The following is an 18502-nucleotide window of genomic DNA, read 5'->3' as shown; positions in this document are numbered from 1 at the left end:
GCTGAAGGCGTTGACACCCCGTATCCGTACCCGACCGCACCCGAGGACCCGAGCCCATGAGCCCCGCAGACGCCGACCGCGACCGCGAGATCCAGCGCATCCTGATCGTCGACGACGAGCCGGCGGTCCGCGAGGCCCTGCAGCGCAGCCTCGCCTTCGAGGGGTACGACACCGAGGTCGCCGTCGACGGCGCCGACGCGCTGGAGAAGACGGCGGCGTACCGGCCCGACCTCGTCGTCCTGGACATCCAGATGCCCCGCATGGACGGCCTGACCGCCGCCCGCCGCATCCGCGGCGCGGGCGACCTGACGCCGATCCTGATGCTGACGGCCCGCGACACGGTCGGCGACCGGGTGACCGGCCTGGACGCGGGGGCGGACGACTACCTGGTCAAGCCGTTCGAGCTGGACGAGCTGTTCGCCCGCATCCGCGCGCTGCTGCGCCGCAGCTCCTACGCGGCGGCGGTGGACGCCACCGCCGAGGACGACGACACCCTGAGCTTCGCCGACCTGACCATGGACCTGGCGACCCGGGAGGTCACCCGCGCCGGACGCCCGGTGGAGCTGACCCGCACGGAGTTCACCCTGCTGGAGATGTTCATGGCGCACCCGCGCCAGGTCCTGACCCGGGAGCAGATCCTGAAGGCCGTCTGGGGCTTCGACTTCGAGCCGTCGTCGAACTCCCTCGACGTGTACGTCATGTACCTGCGCCGCAAGACCGAGGCGGGCGGCGAGCCGCGCCTGGTCCACACCGTCCGCGGCGTCGGCTACGTCCTGCGGCAGGGCGGCGCGGAGTGAGAGGCGTCGCCCGCCGGGTCCGGTCCCTGCCCATCAGGGCGCGGCTGTCACTGCTGGTGGCGGCGGCGGTGGCGTTCGCGGTGGCGGCGGCGGCGGTCGCCTGCTGGTTCGTCGTCAAGAGCGTGCTGGTCAGCTCGCTGGACGAGGCCCTGAAGGCCAACCGCATGACCAGGCAGCAGGTGAGCCAGTACGTCGACCTGCGCACCGGCGCCTGCGCCCACGACCCCGTCACGCACGAACAGAACCCCTTCGGCTCGTCCGTACAGCTCGTGGACGGCACGGGAGGGAGCTGTCTCATCATCGGCACGCGGGAGGTGCCGCTCAGCGACGCCGACCACGCCGTGGCCGAGGGCAAGACCACCGACGCGTTGCACGACGCCACGGGGGCCGACGGCGCCCAGTACCGGGTCTACACCTACAGCGTGCTGCCCGAGCTGGGCGTGGCCGTCTCCGCCGCGCGACCGCTGGGCGAGGTGAACAGCTCCCTCAACGACCTCGCCCTGGTGCTCGTGATCGTCGCGGGCGCGGGTGTCCTCGGCGCCGGCGCCGCCGGGCTGTGGGTGGCCCGCACCGGGCTGCGTCCCGTCGACGAACTCACCGAGGCCGTCGAACACGTCGCCCGCACCGAGGACCTCACCGTCCGCATCCCCGTCGCGGACGACAGCGACGACGAGATCGCCCGCCTCTCCCGGTCCTTCAACAGCATGACCTCGTCCCTGGCCAGCTCCCGCGACCTCCAGCAGCAGCTCATCGCCGACGCGGGCCACGAACTGCGCACCCCGCTCACCTCCCTGCGCACCAACATCGAGCTGCTCACCCGCAGCGAGGAGACGGGCCGCCCGATCCCGGAGGCCGACCGCAAGGCACTGCTCGCCTCGGTGAAGGCGCAGATGACGGAACTGGCCGCGCTCATCGGCGACCTCCAGGAACTCTCCCGCCCCGACACCGGCCAGCACGAGGGCCGGACCCGCATCCTCGCCTGGCACGACGTCGTCGAGTCGGCGCTGCGCCGCGCCCGCCTGCGCGGCCCGGAGCTGGCGATCAACGCGGACGTGCACCCCTGGTACGTACGGGCGGAACCGGCCGCCCTGGAACGCGCGGTGGTCAACATCCTGGACAACGCGGTGAAGTTCAGCCCGGAGGGCGGCACCGTCGACGTACGCCTCGCCGACGGCGTACTGACCGTCCGCGACCACGGGCCCGGCATCGCCGCCGACGAACTCCCGCACGTCTTCGACCGCTTCTGGCGCTCCCCGAGCGCCCGCGCCCTGCCCGGCTCGGGCCTGGGCCTGTCCATCGTGGCGCGGACGGTGCAGCAGGCGGGCGGCACGGTGAGCCTGACTCCGGCGGAGGGCGACGGCACGACCGCGACCGTACGGCTGCCGGGCGCGCCGACGCCGCCGCCCGAGGTCGTGTAGGGCGCCCCTCTGCCGGAGCCGGCTGCCGCCTACTGCACGACCGTGATCCGGTCCGCCGCCGGCGGAGCGATCGGGTCGGTCGCCGAGGAGTTGGCCGTCAGGTACTGCTCGAACGCCGTCAGGTCGTCCGCGCCGACGAGTTCGTTCGTCCCCTGGCCCAGCGTGGTGAAGCCGTCGCCGCCGCCCGCGAGGAAGCTGTTGGACGCGACGCGGTAGGTGGCGTTCTCGTCGATGGGCGAGCCGTTCAGGCGGACGGAGTCCGCGACGACGCGGTCCGCGCCCGACTTGGTCAGGTCCAGGGTGTAGGTGAGGCCGGAGGAGACCTGGAGGATCTTCGGGGCCGCCTCGTTCGGGCCGCTCACCTGCTCCTTGAGGACCTGGATCAGCTGGGCGCCCGTGTAGTCCTTGAGGTTCACCGTGTTGGCGAAGGGCTGGACCGTGAAGCCCTCGGCGTAGGTGACCACGCCGTCACCCTCGGCACCCGAGGCCGCGTAGGTCAGCGGGGCGCGGATGCCGCCCGGGTTCATCAGGGCCAGGTCGGTCTCCGGGTCCTGCGCCTTGCCGTACGCGAACTGCGCGTCGGCGATCAGGTCGCCCAGTGGGGACTCGGTGCCGGTGCGGTCGATGTCGGCGGAGACGTAGCCGACGGGGCGGTTGCCGATCGGGGCGGCCAGGGTGTTCCACTCGCCGATCAGCCGGGTCATGTCGGGCGCCTTCGGGACGTCCCGCGTCACCACGTGGTTCGCCGACTTCACCGACGTACGGGCGATGTCACCCGTGCGGCGGTCGTAGGTCAGCGTGGTGTCCGTGTACAGGCGGCCGAAGGACGAGGCCGAGGTGACCATGCGGGGGTTGCCCGCCGGGTCGGGGACCGTGCAGACGTACGCGTTGTGGGTGTGGCCGGTGACCAGCGCGTCGACCTGCGGCGTGACGTGCTTGGCGATGTCGACGATCGGACCGGAGATGCCGTCGCCCGCGCCCGGGGAGTCGCAGTCGTAGTTGTAGGAGGACGAGGCGGGGAAACCGCCCTCGTGGATGAGCGCGACGATCGACTTCACGCCCTGGCGCTGCAGCTCCTTGGCGTACTTGTTGATCGTCTCGACCTCGTCCTTGAACTTCAGGCCCTTCACGCCCTCCGCCGAGACGATGTCCGGGGTGCCCTCCAGGGTCACGCCGATGAAGCCGACCTTCACACCCCGCTGCTTCCACACCCAGTAGGGCTTGAGCAGGGGCTTCCCCGTCTTCTCGTCGAGGACGTTGGCCGCCAGGTAGGGGAAGTCGGCGCCCTTGAACCCCTTGTCCGTGTAGCAGCCCTCGGTGGGGTGGCAGCCGCCGTTCTGGAGGCGGGCCAGTTCCCGGGCACCCTCGTCGAACTCGTGGTTGCCGACGCTCGTCACGTCCAGGTCGAGCTTGTTCAGTGCCTCGATCGTCGGCTCGTCGTGGAAGAGGCCGGAGAGGAGGGGGGAGGCGCCGACCATGTCGCCGCCCGCGGCGGTGACGGAGTAGCGGTTGCCCTTGCGGGCCTCGCGCAGGTGGGTGGCCAGGTACTCCACACCGCCCGCGTCGATCGTCTTCGTCGAGCCGTCCGGCTGGACCTCGGTGACCCGGCCGGAGGAACCGGTGGGCGGCTCCAGGTTGCCGTGCAGGTCGTTGAAGGAGAGGAGCTGGACGTCCTGGTAACGGCCCTGGCCGTGCCCGTGGCCGCCGTGGCCGCGCTCGTTCCCGCCCGCGCTCGCGGAGGCCGGCAACGCCGCCGCGGCGAGCGCCCCGGCGGTGACGACGGTGGCGGCGGCGACGAGCAGACGGCTCGTACGGCGTCTGCGACGCGGCTGGTGCGGCTGTGCTGTGGCTGGCATGCGCCCCCCTGTGGGTGTGCGTGGCGCGAGCCGCTGAGGAGACGGCTCGTCGGCGCAGCAGCCTAGAGTCAACGCGCGTAGCGCGACAGGGGCTTCCGGGTTACAGCCTGGTTTAACTTCGCCCCCTCCCTCACCCCCGCCTTCTCCCCCTCCTGCGCCCTCTCCCGCCCCCCTCTTCTTCGTCTCCGTCCACTGCCGCCGCTTTGCCGCGCCCGCCCCTTACTCTCGTACGCATGACCAGCGACGACACCGTGCGGCCCGGCCGCCCCCGCTCGATCGAGACCCTCGCCGAACTCGCGCCGGAGCAGACCGACGCCGTCCTCGCCCTGCTCACCGAGGCGGCCCGGAACGACGGGCAGCACGCCGTGTCCGAGCAGGGCCGGCTGCAACTGCGCGGCCCCGCCCGGGAGGGCGTCGCGCACCTCCTGCTCACCGTCGACGGCGGTGAACTCGTCGGCTACGCGCAGCTGGAGGGCACCGACCCGGTCGAGCCGCCGGCCGCCGAGCTGGTCGTCCACCCCTCGCACCGGGGCCAGGGCCACGGACGGGCGCTGGGCGCCGCGCTGCTCGCCGCCTCCGGCAAGCGGCTGCGGATCTGGGCACACGGCGGGCACTCCGCCGCCCGGCACCTCGCGCAGGTGCTGGGACTGTCCCTCTTCCGCGAACTGCGGCAAATGCGGCGCCCGTTGGCCGGACTGGACCTGTCGGAGCCGGTGCTGCCCGAGGGCGTGAGCGTGCGCACCTTCGTGCCCGGCCGGGACGACACGGCCTGGCTCGCCGTGAACGCCGCCGCTTTCGCCCACCACCCCGAGCAGGGCTCGCTCACCCAGCGCGACCTCGACGACCGCGAGGCCGAGCCCTGGTTCGACCCGGCCGGGTTCTTCCTCGCCGAGCGGGACGGCGAACTGATCGGCTTCCACTGGACGAAGGTGCACGCCGAGGAGCGGCTGGGCGAGGTGTACGTCCTCGGGATCCGCCCGGACGCCCAGGGCGGCGGCCTGGGCAAGGCCCTGACCACGATCGGCCTGCGCCACCTGGAGGAACGGGGGCTGCCCACGGCGATGCTGTACGTCGACGCCGACAACAAGGCGGCGGTGGCCGTCTACGAACGCCTCGGATTCACCACCCACGAGACGGACCTGATGTACCGCACGGAGACGTGAGCCACCGGGGCCGGTCCCGCGGACGTGCCGTCCCGTCAGCGACCGGCCCGGCGGCCCAGCGGCTCCGGGCCGCACGCCGCCCCCGCCGCCGCCACGGCCACCGCCAGCACCGCCCACCGGTCGTGCCCGACGGCCCAGCGCGCGTCGTCGGCCTGGACGAACAGCGCCCAGTCCTCCGGCGCGAGCAGGGGCACCAGGACGGCCGCGAGCAGCAGGGCCGCCGCGACGAACGGCCCCGGCCGCGCCTCGTCCGTCAGCCGTACGGCCAGGGCGGCGGCCGCGAGGGCCAGGGCGCCCACCGCCAGCGCCTCCAGGGTGACCCCGCCGGCCGGGGGCCGGGACGCCGAGGGGGTCAGGAGCAGTACGGCCGCCCACCACAGCGCGGCGAACGGCGCGACCAGCGCCACCCGCAGTGCCTGCCGGACGAGCCTTCGGGTCGGCACGGGCGCGGTGAGGTGGCGGGCGGGGTCGTCCAGCAGGAAGGCCAGGCCGAGCGCCCCGATCAGGGCGCTGCCCCGCAGCAGCGTCAGCGTCTGCCAGGGCGCCGGTTCGGCGCCGGTCGCGAGGGGCGTGGCGGCTACCAGCAGGCCCAGCGTCCCCGCCGCCGCCAGTGCCCGCCACGGGAGCGTGCGCCACAGTGGGCCGACCAGGTCCACCGGCACCGCCGCTCGGGCCGCCGTCACTCCTCGCACGAGTCGGCCTTCCCCGGCCCGGCCACGCCGAGCAGGTCGGCGACCCGGGCGGTCGTGACGCCCGGGGCGGTCAGTTCGGCCCAGTGCTCCTTCACCCGCGCTCCGACACCGGCGGGCGGGTTCTCCAGCAGCCGGCGTACGACGTCGGTCTGGCCCTCCGTCATGGACAGCGGATTGGTGGGCGACAGGACGATCGCGGAGCCCGTCACGCTGTCGTCGAGGCGGACCCGGCGCAGCGCGTTCATCGGGTCGTCCTGCCAGCTCAGCGAGAGCCACATGACGGTGACCATCCGCCCGTCGCACAGCTCGCTCCCGGCCGCCTCCGTGCCGGCGACGAGGACGGCGGCGACGGCGCTGGAGAACTCGGGGACCCGGTTGCCGCCCCAGGCGGTGCCGACGGTGACCCGGTGCGGTTCGGTCGACGCGGGGATCGCGCTGTCGGTCCCCGGACCGTAGCGGGCGTCGATCCGCTGCCGTACGACGAGGGGCCGGTCGTGCGCGGAGCCGCCGGCCACGGCCTGGACGCGGTCCACGACCCCGGCCCAGGTGCCGGTGCGCGGCGCCCACTCGGGGAAGGCGCAGTACCGGGACCGGCCGTGCTCGGCGCAGGTCAGGTCCGGGTGCGCCGAGGCCCGCTCGCGGGCCGCGGTCAGCTCCGCCGACGGGGTCGCGCCGCGGGCCTGGAGGACCCCGCCGGTGACCGCCGCCGCGAGGCTCAGGACGAGTCCCGTACGGACGGCCGCGGTGCGCCCGCCGGCGGCGGCCACCGCCAGGAAGGAGAGGCACAGGGCCACGCCCGCGAGGTACAGGGCGTGCCAGGCGGCGGGGCGCCCCAGGAGGTCGGAGGGCAGGGCGTCGGGACCGGCCACGGTGACGGCCGGTGCCAGCCAGGTCAGCCCGCCCGCCTCGCTCGGCCCCGTCCCGAGGACGAACACGAACAGCAGCACGACCACCAGCAGCGGCGCGGCGAAGGCCGACATCGTCAGCCGGCCGAGCAGCGCCCCGAGCGCCCCGAACGCCAGCACCGTCAGTGGCCCCACCGCCAGTTCGGCCGGCGAACCGTGCCCGATCGCGCCCGGCTTGAGCGCCTCCCAGCCGAACTGGCCGGCCACGCACACGGCGGTGAGCAGGGCGGCCGGTACGACGGACAGCGCGTGGGCGGCCGTACGCTGCCAGGGCCGCAGGACCAGGACCGAGAAGTGGTGCTCGGTGCCGTGGCGTTCGGAACGCACGACCGCGCGGGCGGCGCCCAGCAGGACGGCGAGGCCGACCAGCATCGGCGTGGACTGGGTGGCCTGGTCGGCCTCCTGGAGGGCGGGGTAGCCGTCCCAGGACTCCCGCGTGCGCCAGACGATCCAGGCGACGTACGCCACGAAGGCGATGACGACGGGAACGCTCAGCAGCAGCCTGCGCGCCTCGAACCGGGCGAGGGCGAACACGGCCCGCGCCCCCCGGTCCTGGAGCGGCGCCTGTACGGGCGCGGACTCCTCGGTCAGTACGGTGCTCACGCGGCCGCCTCCTCGCCGGTCGTACCGGTCGTGCCGGCGTCGTCGAGGACGAGCAGGTAGCCGTCCTCCAGGGTGGGTTCGGCCGGTTCGGCGCCCGGGGGCGGGTCGCCCACGTTCCGGAAGGAGCCCGTCCCGGTGCGCCATCCGGCCTTCGCGCCGGGGTCCTTCTCCGTGCTGTTCCACACCCGCCCGGCGGCCCGCGCGGTCAGCTCGGCCGGGGTCCCCTCGAACCGCACCGTCCCGGCGGCCATGACGATCACGCGGTGGCAGAGCATCGCCACGTCCTCGGTCTGGTGGGTGGACAGCAGCACGGTCCGCCCCTCCCCGGCCCCGGCGATCAGCTCCCGGAACCGCATCCGCTGCTCGGGGTCGAGACCGACGGTCGGCTCGTCCAGCACCAGGAACCCCGGGTCGCCCACCAGCGCGGCGGCGAGCGCGACCCGTTGCCGCATGCCCCCGGACAGCTTCTTGATCCGGCGCCCGCGCACGTCCCCGAGGTCGACCTCCTCCAGTACGCGCCGCACCTCGCGGTGGCGTTCCCGGCGGTCCGTCAGCTCCTTCAGGATCGCCACGTAGTCGACGAACTCGAAGGCGGTGAAGTCCGGGTGGAAGCCGGGCGTCTGCGGCAGGTAGCCGAGCCGCCGCCGCACCTCTTGCCGGCCGCGCGAGGTCCCGGGGTCGTGCCCGAGCACGGTGAAGGCGCCCCGGTCGGCGGGCACGGCGGTGGCGAGCACGCGCAGCAGCGTGGTCTTCCCGGCGCCGTTGGGCCCGAGCAGCCCGGTGACGCCCGGGGTCAGCCGCAGCGACACGTCGTCGAGGGCGCGGGTGCGCCCGTAGTGCAGGCGCAGCCCGGAGGCGGAAACGGTGGGGGTCATACGGCACTCCCGTACGTGAAAGTGATCAGGAAGAAGAAGAAGAAGAAGGAGGAGGGGGAGGGGGAGGGGGAGGGGAGGAGCGGGGGCGGCTCAGGCGAGGCCGCGGCCCGAGACGTCGAACCGGTCGCGGAACAGGAACAGCAGCCCCGCACCCAGCACCGCCACCAGCCCGGACACGCCCTGCCCGGCCGCCGTGAACGGCGCCAGCGGACCGTCCGCGGACGCGCGCGCCGCGTCGGCGGCCAGCAGCACGGCCGCCCAGGCACCCGCGAGCAGGGACGGCGCGAGGACCGGACCCAGCCGGGGTGCCAGCGCGAGCCCCGTCGCGGTCAGGGCGAGCCCGGGCAGCAGCCAGGCCAGGGCGGCCGCCCCGAACCCGGGCAGCGCGAGACTGGCCAGGCCGCCCGCCCCGAGCGCCACCACGAGCACGGCGACCGTCCGGATCATCAGCAGCCGGAAGCCGTGCATCGGCGAGACGACGGCCATCTCGTACGTGGGATCGAGCACGGGCCCGTAGGCGAGCGCCACCGAGGCCAGCGGCAGCAGAGGGGCGAAGGCCAGGAACAGGGTGGGCCGGCCGGCCGCACCGGCCGCGAGGGCGACCGGGAAGGTCGTGAGCAGCACGGCGGCGAGCGCGCCGAACCAGGACCGGCGCAGTACGGGGGTGGCCGCGAGCAGCCGCGCCGTGGCGTCGCCCGCCCCGCACCGCGTCAGCAGCCGTTCGAGCCGGCCCGGCCGGGGCGCGTCCAGCTCGGCGTCCAGCCGTTCCCAGCCCGCGTCCAGCGCGGCGGCGTCGCTCACCTCGGCGAGGACGCCCCGGCAGGCGGCGCAGGCGGTCAGGTGGGTGTCGGCGGACCAGAGCAGGGGGGCGGCCAGTTCCCCGCGTGCGTAGGCCCGCAGGTCGTCCTCGTCCACGTGCCAGGCGTCTCCGCCCCGGCGGCCGCTGTCCTCGTTCCTCATGCCAGCGCCTCCCGCAGCTGCCGGCGGGCCCGCATCGCCCGCGTCTTGACCGTGCCCGGCGGGATGCCGAGCAGGACGGCCGCCTCACGGGTGGTCAGCCCGTCGACGACGGTGGCCTGGAGCACCGCGCGCAGCTCCGGCGAGAGCCTGACCAGCGCGCCGGCGAGGTCCCCGTGCTCGACCCCGGCGAGGACGCGCTCCTCCGCCGAGACCTCGTCCCGGTGCCGCAGCCGCGCCAGCGCCTGCCGCAGCCGTCCGCGCGCGCCGTCGCCGCGCAGCACGTCGATCAGCCGACGCGACCCGATCCGCCACAGCCACCCGGCCACGTCCCCCTCCTCCCGGTAGCGGGCGCTGCCGCGCCACACCGCGAGGAAGGTCTCCTGCACGACGTCGTCGACCACGGCGGGGTCGGCGCAGCGGCCGCGCATGCGGGCGGTCAGCCAGGGCGCGTACCGGCGGTACAGCTCCTCGAAGGCCCGGCGGTCGGCATCGGCCGCGACGGCCCGCAGCAGCTCCCCGTCGCTTCTCGTTTCGCTCACGTCTCCTCATCGCACGAGCCCTGCCGATCGGTTCACACCATCTCAGAGGAGTCCCGCCGCCTGTCCCGCCGCCTTTCCGCCGCCTTCCCCGGCGACCTTTCGGAGGCCCGCCGCTATCCCGCACGTCATGTCCCCGTAACCGTCGATTCAGACAGCCTTGCGAGGCTCGCCGAATGAAGCCGACCGAGCCGTACCCTTCCGGGCCCTCCGGGCCCTCCGACGCGCCTGACCCGCGCGCGGCGCGGAAGAATGGGTTCATGAGGCAGCCGAACCCCCAGGCAGAGGTCCAGCACACGCAGCCCTCCGTGGGCTCCATCGCGGCGCACCGCCCGGACACCGTGGCCGCCACGGTCTCCGGTCTGGAGCCGGACATCGACGCCGACCTCGACGCGTACGAGGAGTCGGAGGAGTCCCAGGACGGCGGCGCCCGCCTCCCGCAGGGCCGGTTCCTGGACCGCGAGCGCAGCTGGCTCGCGTTCAACGAACGCGTGCTCGAACTCGCCGAGGACCCGAACACGCCCCTCCTGGAGCGGGCCAACTTCCTCGCGATCTTCGCCAGCAACCTGGACGAGTTCTTCATGGTCCGGGTCGCCGGCCTCAAGCGCCGCATCGCGACCGGCGTCGCCACCCGCTCCGCCTCCGGCCTCCAGCCCCGCGAGGTGCTGGACATGATCTGGGCCCGTTCCCGCGAGCTGATGGCCCGGCACGCCGCCTGCTTCCACGAGGACGTCGCGCCGGCGCTCGCCGAGGAGGGCATCCACCTGGTCCGCTGGAACGAGCTGGCCGAGAAGGAGCAGGCCCGCCTGTTCACCCTCTTCCGGCACCGGATCTTCCCGGTCCTCACCCCCCTCGCGGTCGACCCGGCCCACCCCTTCCCGTACATCTCGGGCCTCTCCCTCAACCTCGCGGTCGTCGTCCGCAACCCCGTCACGGGCCACCGCCACTTCGCCCGCGTCAAGGTCCCGCCGCTGCTCTCCCGCTTCCTGGAGGCCTCCCCGGGCCGCTACGTCCCCGTCGAGGACGTCATCGCCGCCCACCTGGAGGAGCTGTTCCCGGGCATGGAGGTCCTGGAGCACCACACCTTCCGCCTGACCCGCAACGAGGACCTGGAGGTGGAGGAGGACGACGCGGAGAACCTCCTCCAGGCTCTGGAGAAGGAGCTGATGCGGCGGCGCCTGGGCCCGCCCGTGCGCCTGGAGGTCGAGGAGTCGGTCGACCGCGAGGTCCTGGACCTCCTCGTGCGCGAGCTGAAGATCGGCGAGGCGGAGGTCTACCCGCTCCCCGGCCCCCTGGACCTCACCGGCCTCTTCCGCATCCACAGCCTGGACCGGCCCGAGCTGAAGTACCCGAAGTTCGTCGCCGGCACCCACCGCGACCTGGCCGAGGTCGAGTCGGCGTCCGCGCCGGACATCTTCGCCGCCCTGCGCACCAAGGACGTCCTGCTCCACCACCCGTACGACTCCTTCTCCACCTCCGTGCAGGCGTTCCTGGAGCAGGCCGCCACCGACCCCGACGTCCTGGCGATCAAGCAGACGCTGTACCGGACGTCCGGCGACTCCCCCATAGTCGACGCCCTCATCGAGGCGGCCGAGTCCGGCAAGCAGGTCCTCGTCCTGGTCGAGATCAAGGCCCGCTTCGACGAGTCGGCCAACATCAAGTGGGCCCGCAAGCTGGAGGAGGCCGGCTGCCACGTCGTCTACGGCCTGGTGGGCCTGAAGACCCACTGCAAGCTCTCCCTGGTCGTACGGCAGGAGGGCGAGACGCTGCGCCGCTACAGCCACGTCGGCACCGGCAACTACCACCCGAAGACCGCCCGCCTGTACGAGGACCTGGGCCTGCTCACCTCGGACCCGCAGGTCGGCGCGGACCTCTCCGACCTGTTCAACCGCCTCTCCGGCTACTCCCGGCGCGAGACCTACCGCCGGCTGCTCGTCGCGCCCAAGTCGCTGCGCGACGGCCTCGTCTCCCGCATCCACAAGGAGATCCAGCACCACCGCGCCGGCCGTCCCGCCCACGTCCGCATCAAGGTCAACTCGATGGTCGACGAGGCCGTGATCGACGCCTGCTACCGGGCGTCCCAGGCCGGAGTGCCGGTCGACGTGTGGGTGCGCGGCATCTGCGCGCTGCGCCCGGGGGTGCCGGGCCTGTCGGAGAACATCCGGGTCCGCTCCGTCCTCGGCCGCTTCCTGGAGCACTCGCGGGTCTTCGCCTTCGGCAACGGCGGGGAGCCCGAGGTGTGGCTCGGCAGCGCCGACATGATGCACCGCAACCTCGACCGCCGGATAGAGGCCCTGGTCCGGGTCACCGACCCGGCCCACCGGGCGGCCCTGAACCGGCTCCTCGACAACGGCATGTCCGACGCCACCGCCTCCTGGCACCTCGGCGCGGACGGCGAGTGGACCCGGCACGCGACCGACGCGGACGGCCAGCCCCTGCGCAACGTCCAGGAGATGCTCATAGACGCCCGGAGGCGCCGGCGTGGCACAGCGACACCTTGACCCGACACAACCCGCGGCGACCGCCCCACCGCCGCACCCCGCGAGCACGGCCGGGCGCGGGGAGGCCGGTACGGCCGCGCGGCCCGGCGCGGGCACCGACGCGCTCGTGGGCTACCTGCGCGCCCAGGCCACGGAGTTCCTGCGCGCACTGCGCCGGCACCGGGAGTCGGGGACGGGATCGGCAGCCGGCGCGGGAACGGGGGCCGGGACGGAGGCGGCGGGCGCGAACGGCGCCTACGGCGCGTACGGCGGTCCGGACCGGGCGGCCCCGCCCGCGGACGACGTGGACGCGGCCCGCGCCCTGCGTCGCGCCGCCCGCCGCATCAGCGCCACCCTGCACACCTTCCAGCCGCTGCTGGACGCCGACTGGGCGGAGGAGCTGCGCCCCGAGCTGGCGTGGCTGTCCGGCACGCTGGCGATGGAGCACGCCTACGCGTCCCGTCTGGAACGCCTGCTCCAGGCCCTGCACCGGCTCTCCGGTTCCACGGCGTTCCCGGCCCCGCGGCCGGTGGGCCGGGCCACCGCCACCGCGGCCGTGCCGCCGACCGGCTCCCCCGCGCCCGCCGCCCACCCGGCGTCCGCGAACCAGGGCAACCTCACGGTCGGCGCGGCCAAGGCGGGCGCGCTGCTCGACCGGCAGCTCACCCTGGCCCGCACCCGGGCGCACTCCGCCGCCCTCCAGTGCCTGGGCAGCAGCCGCTTCCACGCCGTCGCCGACAAGGTCGCCTTACTCGCCAGCGAGGTCCCGCTGAGCGGCGCCGGACGCGGGGCCGCTGCCGCAGCGGGACCCGACGCCGCCCCCGTCGACCTGCGCCCGCTGGCCACCGCCGCGCAGGAGCGCCTCGCCGACGCCGTGGCCGCCCTCCCGCTGGTCACCGCGGGCAGTCCGTACAACGCCGAGGCGCTGGTCCACGGGCTCTCCCCGGACCCCGCCCCGCACCCCCAGGACGCCCCGTGGCACCAGGTCCGCCTGCTGCTGCGCCTGCACCGCTACGCCCTGGAGGCGCTGGCCGGCGCGGAGGCCGGGGGCAGCGGGGCCGTCGGTGCCGCCGAGGACTCCGTGGACGTGCGCCTCCTGGCCGCGGGCGAGGCCCTGAACCGCCACCGCGACGCCGCGGAGGCCGCCGCGGCCGCCGCCCAGGCCGCCCGTACCCCGCGCATCGCCCCGGCCACGGCGTACGCGCTCGGCGTGCTCCACGCCGACCAGCGGCATGAGGTGGAGGCGGCGCGGTACGCGTTCCAGCACAGCTGGCGCAAGGAACCGATCAGGCTGCCGTAGGACCGGCCGCAGGACGACGGGAGGCGTGCGCTCCGTGAGCCCCGCAGACGACGACACCACGGTCCGCGCGGCCGGCTGCGTCCTGTGGCGCCCCGCGCCCTCGACCGCCTCCCCCGGCCTGGAGCTGTGCCTCGTGCACCGCCCGAAGTACGACGACTGGTCGCACCCGAAGGGCAAGCTCAAACCCGGTGAGGACCCGCTCGCCGGCGCCCTGCGCGAGGTCGCGGAGGAGACCGGGTACGCCGCCGAACCGGGCACCGAGCTGCCCACCGTGCGCTATCGGGCGAACGGCCGCCCCAAGGAGGTCCGCTACTGGGCCGCGGCGGCGGGCGCCGGTGCCTTCACCCCCTCCGACGAGGTCGACCGCATCCTGTGGCTGACCCCCGGCGCGGCCCGTACCCGCCTCACCGAACCCCGGGACCGCGAGCTCGTCGACGCGCTGCTGGCGACCCACCCCCACGGAACCGGCCACGGAACCGGCCACTGACCCGACCCCCGGACCGGCCTCGGAACCCGCCCGTGTCCTCGACGTAAGCGTTCCGTGACCTCACCGCACCGTCCACAGGGGTTCACCCGGCGTTCATTCATGCCCTTCGGCGCCTTCATCTGATCTGCCTAATTTCGGCCTTACCACTCCTCGCACGCCGCCGAATTCAGGACGGCGGCTCCTGGAAGGAACTCCCTCAAGTGAAGCTTCAGCGCATGAACCGGCGGGCCCTCGCTCTCGGTGCTCTCGCCGTCTCCGGCGCCCTGGCCCTCACGGCGTGCGGCTCCGACGACACCGGCGGCAACAGCAACGGCGGAGACGCCGGCGCTGCCGCCAACAGCAACATCAAGTGCGACGACGCCAAGGGCCAGCTCCAGGCCTCCGGCTCCTCCGCCCAGAAGAACGCCATCGACGCCTGGGTCAAGCAGTACGTCGCCGCCTGCAACGGCGTGCAGATCAACTACAACCCGACCGGCTCGGGCGCGGGCATCACCGCCTTCACGCAGGGCCAGACCGCGTTCGCCGGTTCGGACTCCGCGCTGAAGCCGGAGGAGATCGAGGCCTCGAAGAAGGTCTGCAAGGACGGCCAGGCCATCGACCTGCCGATGGTCGGCGGCCCGATCGCGGTCGGCTTCAACGTCACGGGCGTCGACTCGCTCGTCCTGGACGCCCCGACGATGGCCAAGATCTTCGACAGCAAGATCACCAACTGGAACGACGAGGCGATCAAGAAGCTCAACCCCGACGCCAAGCTTCCGGACCTGAAGATCCAGGCCTTCCACCGCTCGGACGAGTCCGGCACCACGGACAACTTCACCAAGTACCTGAAGGCCGCCGCGCCCGAGGACTGGAAGTACGAGGGCGGCAAGTCCTGGGAGGCCAAGGGCGGCCAGTCCGCGCAGGGCTCCTCCGGCCTGGCCGGCCAGGTGAAGCAGACGCCCGGCGCCATCTCGTACTTCGAGCTGTCCTACGCCAAGGACGGCGTCAAGACCGTCGACGTCAAGACCGCGGCCGCCGAGCCGGTCAAGGCCACCGTCGAGAACGCCACCGCCGCCATCGGCGCGGCCAAGGTCGTCGGCACCGGCAAGGACCTCGCCCTGGAGCTGGACTACACCCCGGACGCCGCCGGCGCCTACCCGCTGGTCCTGGTGACGTACGAGATCGCCTGCGACAAGGGCAACAAGGCCGACACCCTGCCCGCCACCAAGTCCTTCCTGAACTACATGGCCTCGGAGGACGGCCAGGGCCTGCTGGCGGACGCCGGCTACGCCCCGATGCCCACCGAGATCATCACCAAGGTCCGCGAGACCATCTCGGGCCTGAGCTGACCCGAGTGCGGTCCGGTCCCCGCGGGGGCCGGGCCGCACCGTCCGGTGCACCGCCGCCAGGAGCCCCCGACCTGGGCTCCGCCCGAGCCGCCGACCACGACGGCTCCGCAGACCGGAGAACCCGATGGACATGACAACGGACACCCAGAAGCCAGCCCCCTCCCGCACACCCCAGCCGCCCGCCCCCGGCGACACGCGCGCCACCCGCGGCGTCACCCGCCCCGGCGACCGGATCTTCGTCGGGCTCTCCCGCGGATCCGGCATCCTCGTGCTGGTCATCATGGCCGCCATCGCGGCCTTCCTCACCTACCGCGCCGTCCTCGCCATCGGCGAGGACGAGGCGAACTTCTTCACCAGCTTCGAATGGAACCCGACCGGCAGCCCGCCGGAGTTCGGCATCGCGGTCCTGGCCTACGGCACCGTCGTGTCGTCGATCATCGCCATGGCCATCGCCGTCCCGGTCTCGGTCGGCATCGCGCTGTTCATCACGCACTACGCGCCGCGCAAGCTGGGCGGCCTGATCGGCTACGTGATCGACCTGCTCGCCGCGGTGCCCTCGATCGTCTACGGCCTGTGGGGCGCGCTCGTCCTCGTGCCGCACCTGGACGGACTCTACGGCTGGCTGGACGAGTACCTCGGCTGGACCGGGATCTTCGAGTGGAACGGCGGCGCGGGCCGCTCGCTGTTCACCGTGGGCATCCTGCTCGCGATCATGATCCTGCCGATCATCACCAATGTCAGCCGCGAGGTCTTCCGGCAGGTCCCGCGCATGCACGAGGAGGCCGCCCTGGCCCTCGGCGCCACGCGCTGGGAGGTCATCCGGATGTCGGTGCTCCCCTTCGGCCGCTCCGGCGTCATCTCCGCCTCGATGCTCGGCCTCGGGCGCGCGCTCGGCGAGACGATGGCCGTGGCCATGGTGCTCTCCCCGACCTTCGACATCAGCCCGAGCCTGCTCGACCCGGGCGGCGGCACCTTCGCCCAGAACATCGCCAGCAAGTTCAACGAGGCCACCCAGATGGGCCGTGACGCGCTGATCGCCTCCGGTCTCGTCCTGTTCGTCATCACCCTGCTGGTCAACGGCGGTGCCCGCATGATCATCGCCCGCCGCAAGGAGTACTCGGGGGCCAACGCATGAGCAACGCAACCCTGACCCCCAAGAACCGCAGCTCCCTGCGCGCCGCCACCCTGCCCAAGTGGTTCCCCTGGGCGGTCGCGGCCGGCTCGGTCCTCCTCGGCCTCGGCATCAGCGCCGCCGCCGGGCTGAACAGCAGCATCCAGTGGGCCCTGATCGCCGCGGTCCTCTTCGTCGGCGGTTCGTACGGCATCTCGGCGAGCGTCGAGGGCGGCCGGCAGGCCAAGGACCGGGTCGCGACCAGCATGGTCTGGGTCGCCTTCCTGCTGGCCCTGATCCCGCTGGTCTCCCTGATCTGGGAGACCGTGAAGCAGGGCGTGAAGGTCCTCGACGGCTACTTCCTGACCCACTCCATGGGCGTGGTCGGCGACGCGGAGCCCGGCGGCGGCATCTACCACGCCATCCTCGGCACCCTGGAGCAGGTCGGCCTGGCCACGCTGATCTCCGTGCCGATCGGGGTGCTCACCGCGATCTACCTGGTCGAGTACGGCCGCGGCCGGCTCGCCAGGGCCGTCACCTTCTTCGTGGACGTCATGACGGGCATCCCGTCCATCGTCGCGGGCCTGTTCGTGCTCAGCCTGTGGGTCCTGATCCTGGACATGGGCCCGTCCGGCGTGGCCGGCTCGTTCGCCCTGTGCATCCTGATGATCCCCGTGGTCGTCCGCTCCACCGAGGAGATGCTCAAGCTCGTCCCGAACGAGCTGCGCGAGGCGTCCCTCGCCCTGGGCGTGCCGAAGTGGCGCACGATCATCAAGGTGGTCCTGCCGACCTCGATCGGCGGCATCGTCACCGGCGTCATGCTGGCCGTCGCCCGCATCACCGGCGAGACGGCCCCCGTGCTGCTGCTGGTCTGGGGCACCGACTTCATCAACGCGAACCCCTTCAAGGATCCGCAGGAGTCGCTGCCGATGTACATCTACCTGCAGTACGGCGCGGGCTCCGACGCGGCCTACGACCGTGCCTGGGCGGCGGCCCTGACGCTGATCGCGTTCATCATGATCCTCAACCTCGCGGCCCGCGGCATCGCCCGCTGGAAGGCACCGAAGACGGGTCGCTGACGCGACCGACGGCACACAGTCAGCGACCTGACCCGAAAGAAGCAGTGATTTCCATGGCCAAGCGCATAGATGTCAGCGGCCTCAACGCCTACTACGGCTCGTTCCTGGCCATCGAGGACATCTCGATGACCGTCGAGCCCCGCTCCGTGACGGCCTTCATCGGCCCCTCCGGCTGCGGCAAGTCCACCTTCCTGCGCACGCTCAACCGCATGCACGAGGTCACCCCGGGCGGCCGCGTCGACGGCAAGGTGATGCTGGACGACGAGAACCTCTACGGCGCGGGCATCGACCCGGTGGCCGTGCGCCGCGAGGTCGGTATGGTCTTCCAGCGCCCGAACCCGTTCCCGACGATGTCGGTGTACGACAACGTGGCGGCGGGCCTGCGCCTGAACGGCAAGTACAAGAAGTCCCAGCTGGACGACGTCGTCGAGAAGTCGCTGCGCGGCGCCAACCTCTGGAACGAGGTCAAGGACCGCCTGAACAAGCCGGGCTCCGGCCTCTCCGGCGGCCAGCAGCAGCGCCTGTGCATCGCGCGGGCGATCGCGGTCGAGCCGAACGTGCTGCTCATGGACGAGCCCTGCTCCGCCCTCGACCCGATCTCCACCCTGGCGATCGAGGACCTGATCGGCGAGCTGAAGGAGCGCTTCACGATCGTCATCGTGACGCACAACATGCAGCAGGCGGCGCGCGTCTCGGACCGTACGGCGTTCTTCAACCTGGCGGCGGTCGGGCAGCCCGGCAAGCTGATCGAGATCGACGAGACGGAGCGCATCTTCTCCAACCCGTCGGTCCAGGCCACGGAGGACTACATCTCCGGCCGCTTCGGCTAGACCGCCCCTCCCAACCCCTCGCGGTGCTGCATGGCGGTGCCACCGCGGGGAGCACAAGGGCCCGCCCCCGGAATCCGGGGGC

At 73.2% G+C, this 18502-nt stretch carries 16 protein-coding genes; 10 read left to right on the top strand and 6 right to left on the bottom strand.

All coding sequences use genetic code 11. The annotated features are described in order from the left end of the window. The first annotated feature begins 56 nt into the window (after positions 1-56). Positions 57-797, top strand: coding sequence for a response regulator transcription factor (locus ACZ56V_RS28355; protein WP_468946121.1), 741 nt, complete (start codon positions 57-59; stop codon positions 795-797). Continuing rightward, a complete protein-coding gene (locus ACZ56V_RS28350; RefSeq protein WP_467379442.1) occupies positions 794-2215 on the top strand; it encodes a sensor histidine kinase in 1422 nt (473 codons plus the stop codon). Before ACZ56V_RS28355 ends, ACZ56V_RS28350 begins: the two co-directional genes overlap by 4 nt. Positions 2216-2244: 29 nt before the next feature. Here the strand turns inward: ACZ56V_RS28350 and ACZ56V_RS28345 are convergent, their stop codons facing one another. Further along, positions 2245-4071 (bottom strand): bifunctional metallophosphatase/5'-nucleotidase, encoded by a 1827-nt coding sequence (locus ACZ56V_RS28345; protein WP_398914341.1) that lies wholly within the window; start codon positions 4069-4071, stop codon positions 2245-2247. Positions 4072-4304: 233 nt separating this feature from the next. On the opposite strand from ACZ56V_RS28345, the gene mshD reads away from it, so the two are divergent. Further along, positions 4305-5234: a mycothiol synthase gene (mshD, locus tag ACZ56V_RS28340; protein ID WP_356364812.1), complete on the top strand. Its 930-nt coding sequence runs from the start codon at positions 4305-4307 to the stop codon at positions 5232-5234. A gap of 35 nt (positions 5235-5269) precedes the next feature. Here mshD and ACZ56V_RS28335 read toward each other — a convergent pair whose 3' ends face one another. From ACZ56V_RS28335 to ACZ56V_RS28315, 5 genes are all read right to left on the bottom strand, one after another. Then, entirely contained in the window at positions 5270-5926 is a 657-nt protein-coding gene (locus tag ACZ56V_RS28335; protein WP_398914338.1) for an ABC transporter, read from the bottom strand. Next, on the bottom strand, positions 5914-7434 hold the full coding sequence (locus ACZ56V_RS28330; protein WP_468946116.1) for an ABC transporter permease: 1521 nt from the start codon (positions 7432-7434) through the stop codon (positions 5914-5916). Before ACZ56V_RS28330 ends, ACZ56V_RS28335 begins: the two co-directional genes overlap by 13 nt. Further along, on the bottom strand, positions 7431-8309 hold the full coding sequence (locus tag ACZ56V_RS28325) for an ABC transporter ATP-binding protein (protein WP_468946114.1): 879 nt from the start codon (positions 8307-8309) through the stop codon (positions 7431-7433). The genes ACZ56V_RS28330 and ACZ56V_RS28325 overlap by 4 nt, the downstream gene beginning before the upstream one ends. 90 nt (positions 8310-8399) lie before the next feature. Next, positions 8400-9269: a cupin domain-containing protein gene (locus tag ACZ56V_RS28320; protein ID WP_468946111.1), complete on the bottom strand. Its 870-nt coding sequence runs from the start codon at positions 9267-9269 to the stop codon at positions 8400-8402. Further along, complete coding sequence (locus tag ACZ56V_RS28315) at positions 9266-9808, bottom strand: RNA polymerase sigma factor (RefSeq protein WP_104636653.1); 543 nt, start codon at positions 9806-9808, stop codon at positions 9266-9268. Before ACZ56V_RS28315 ends, ACZ56V_RS28320 begins: the two co-directional genes overlap by 4 nt. Before the next feature lie 257 nt (positions 9809-10065). On the opposite strand from ACZ56V_RS28315, the gene ACZ56V_RS28310 reads away from it, so the two are divergent. The 7 genes from ACZ56V_RS28310 (at position 10066) to pstB (ending at position 18420) form a co-directional block, all read left to right on the top strand. Next, positions 10066-12306: an RNA degradosome polyphosphate kinase gene (locus ACZ56V_RS28310; RefSeq protein WP_398914330.1), complete on the top strand. Its 2241-nt coding sequence runs from the start codon at positions 10066-10068 to the stop codon at positions 12304-12306. After that, complete coding sequence (locus ACZ56V_RS28305; protein WP_468946108.1) at positions 12287-13585, top strand: CHAD domain-containing protein; 1299 nt, start codon at positions 12287-12289, stop codon at positions 13583-13585. Before ACZ56V_RS28310 ends, ACZ56V_RS28305 begins: the two co-directional genes overlap by 20 nt. 34 nt (positions 13586-13619) lie before the next feature. Continuing rightward, positions 13620-14072 carry an NUDIX hydrolase gene (locus tag ACZ56V_RS28300; RefSeq protein WP_398914326.1) on the top strand — a complete coding sequence of 151 codons (453 nt, stop codon included), beginning with the start codon at positions 13620-13622 and terminating at the stop codon, positions 14070-14072. 200 nt (positions 14073-14272) lie between these two features. Next, the gene (gene pstS / locus ACZ56V_RS28295; RefSeq protein WP_398914324.1) at positions 14273-15400 is read left to right on the top strand and encodes a phosphate ABC transporter substrate-binding protein PstS; all 1128 of its coding nucleotides are present in this window, start codon (positions 14273-14275) and stop codon (positions 15398-15400) included. Positions 15401-15524: 124 nt separating this feature from the next. Then, the gene (pstC, locus tag ACZ56V_RS28290; RefSeq protein ID WP_398914322.1) at positions 15525-16535 is read left to right on the top strand and encodes a phosphate ABC transporter permease subunit PstC; all 1011 of its coding nucleotides are present in this window, start codon (positions 15525-15527) and stop codon (positions 16533-16535) included. Continuing rightward, complete coding sequence (gene pstA, locus ACZ56V_RS28285) at positions 16532-17590, top strand: phosphate ABC transporter permease PstA (protein WP_356364794.1); 1059 nt, start codon at positions 16532-16534, stop codon at positions 17588-17590. The genes pstC and pstA overlap by 4 nt, the downstream gene beginning before the upstream one ends. Positions 17591-17643: 53 nt before the next feature. After that, on the top strand, positions 17644-18420 hold the full coding sequence (gene pstB, locus ACZ56V_RS28280; RefSeq protein WP_003974830.1) for a phosphate ABC transporter ATP-binding protein PstB: 777 nt from the start codon (positions 17644-17646) through the stop codon (positions 18418-18420). Positions 18421-18502: the final 82 nt, after the last annotated feature.

This window comes from Streptomyces sp. NPDC034099, from assembly GCF_055575415.1.
Note: the sequence above shows the minus strand (reverse complement) of the source record. Positions and strands in the feature narration are given on the sequence as shown.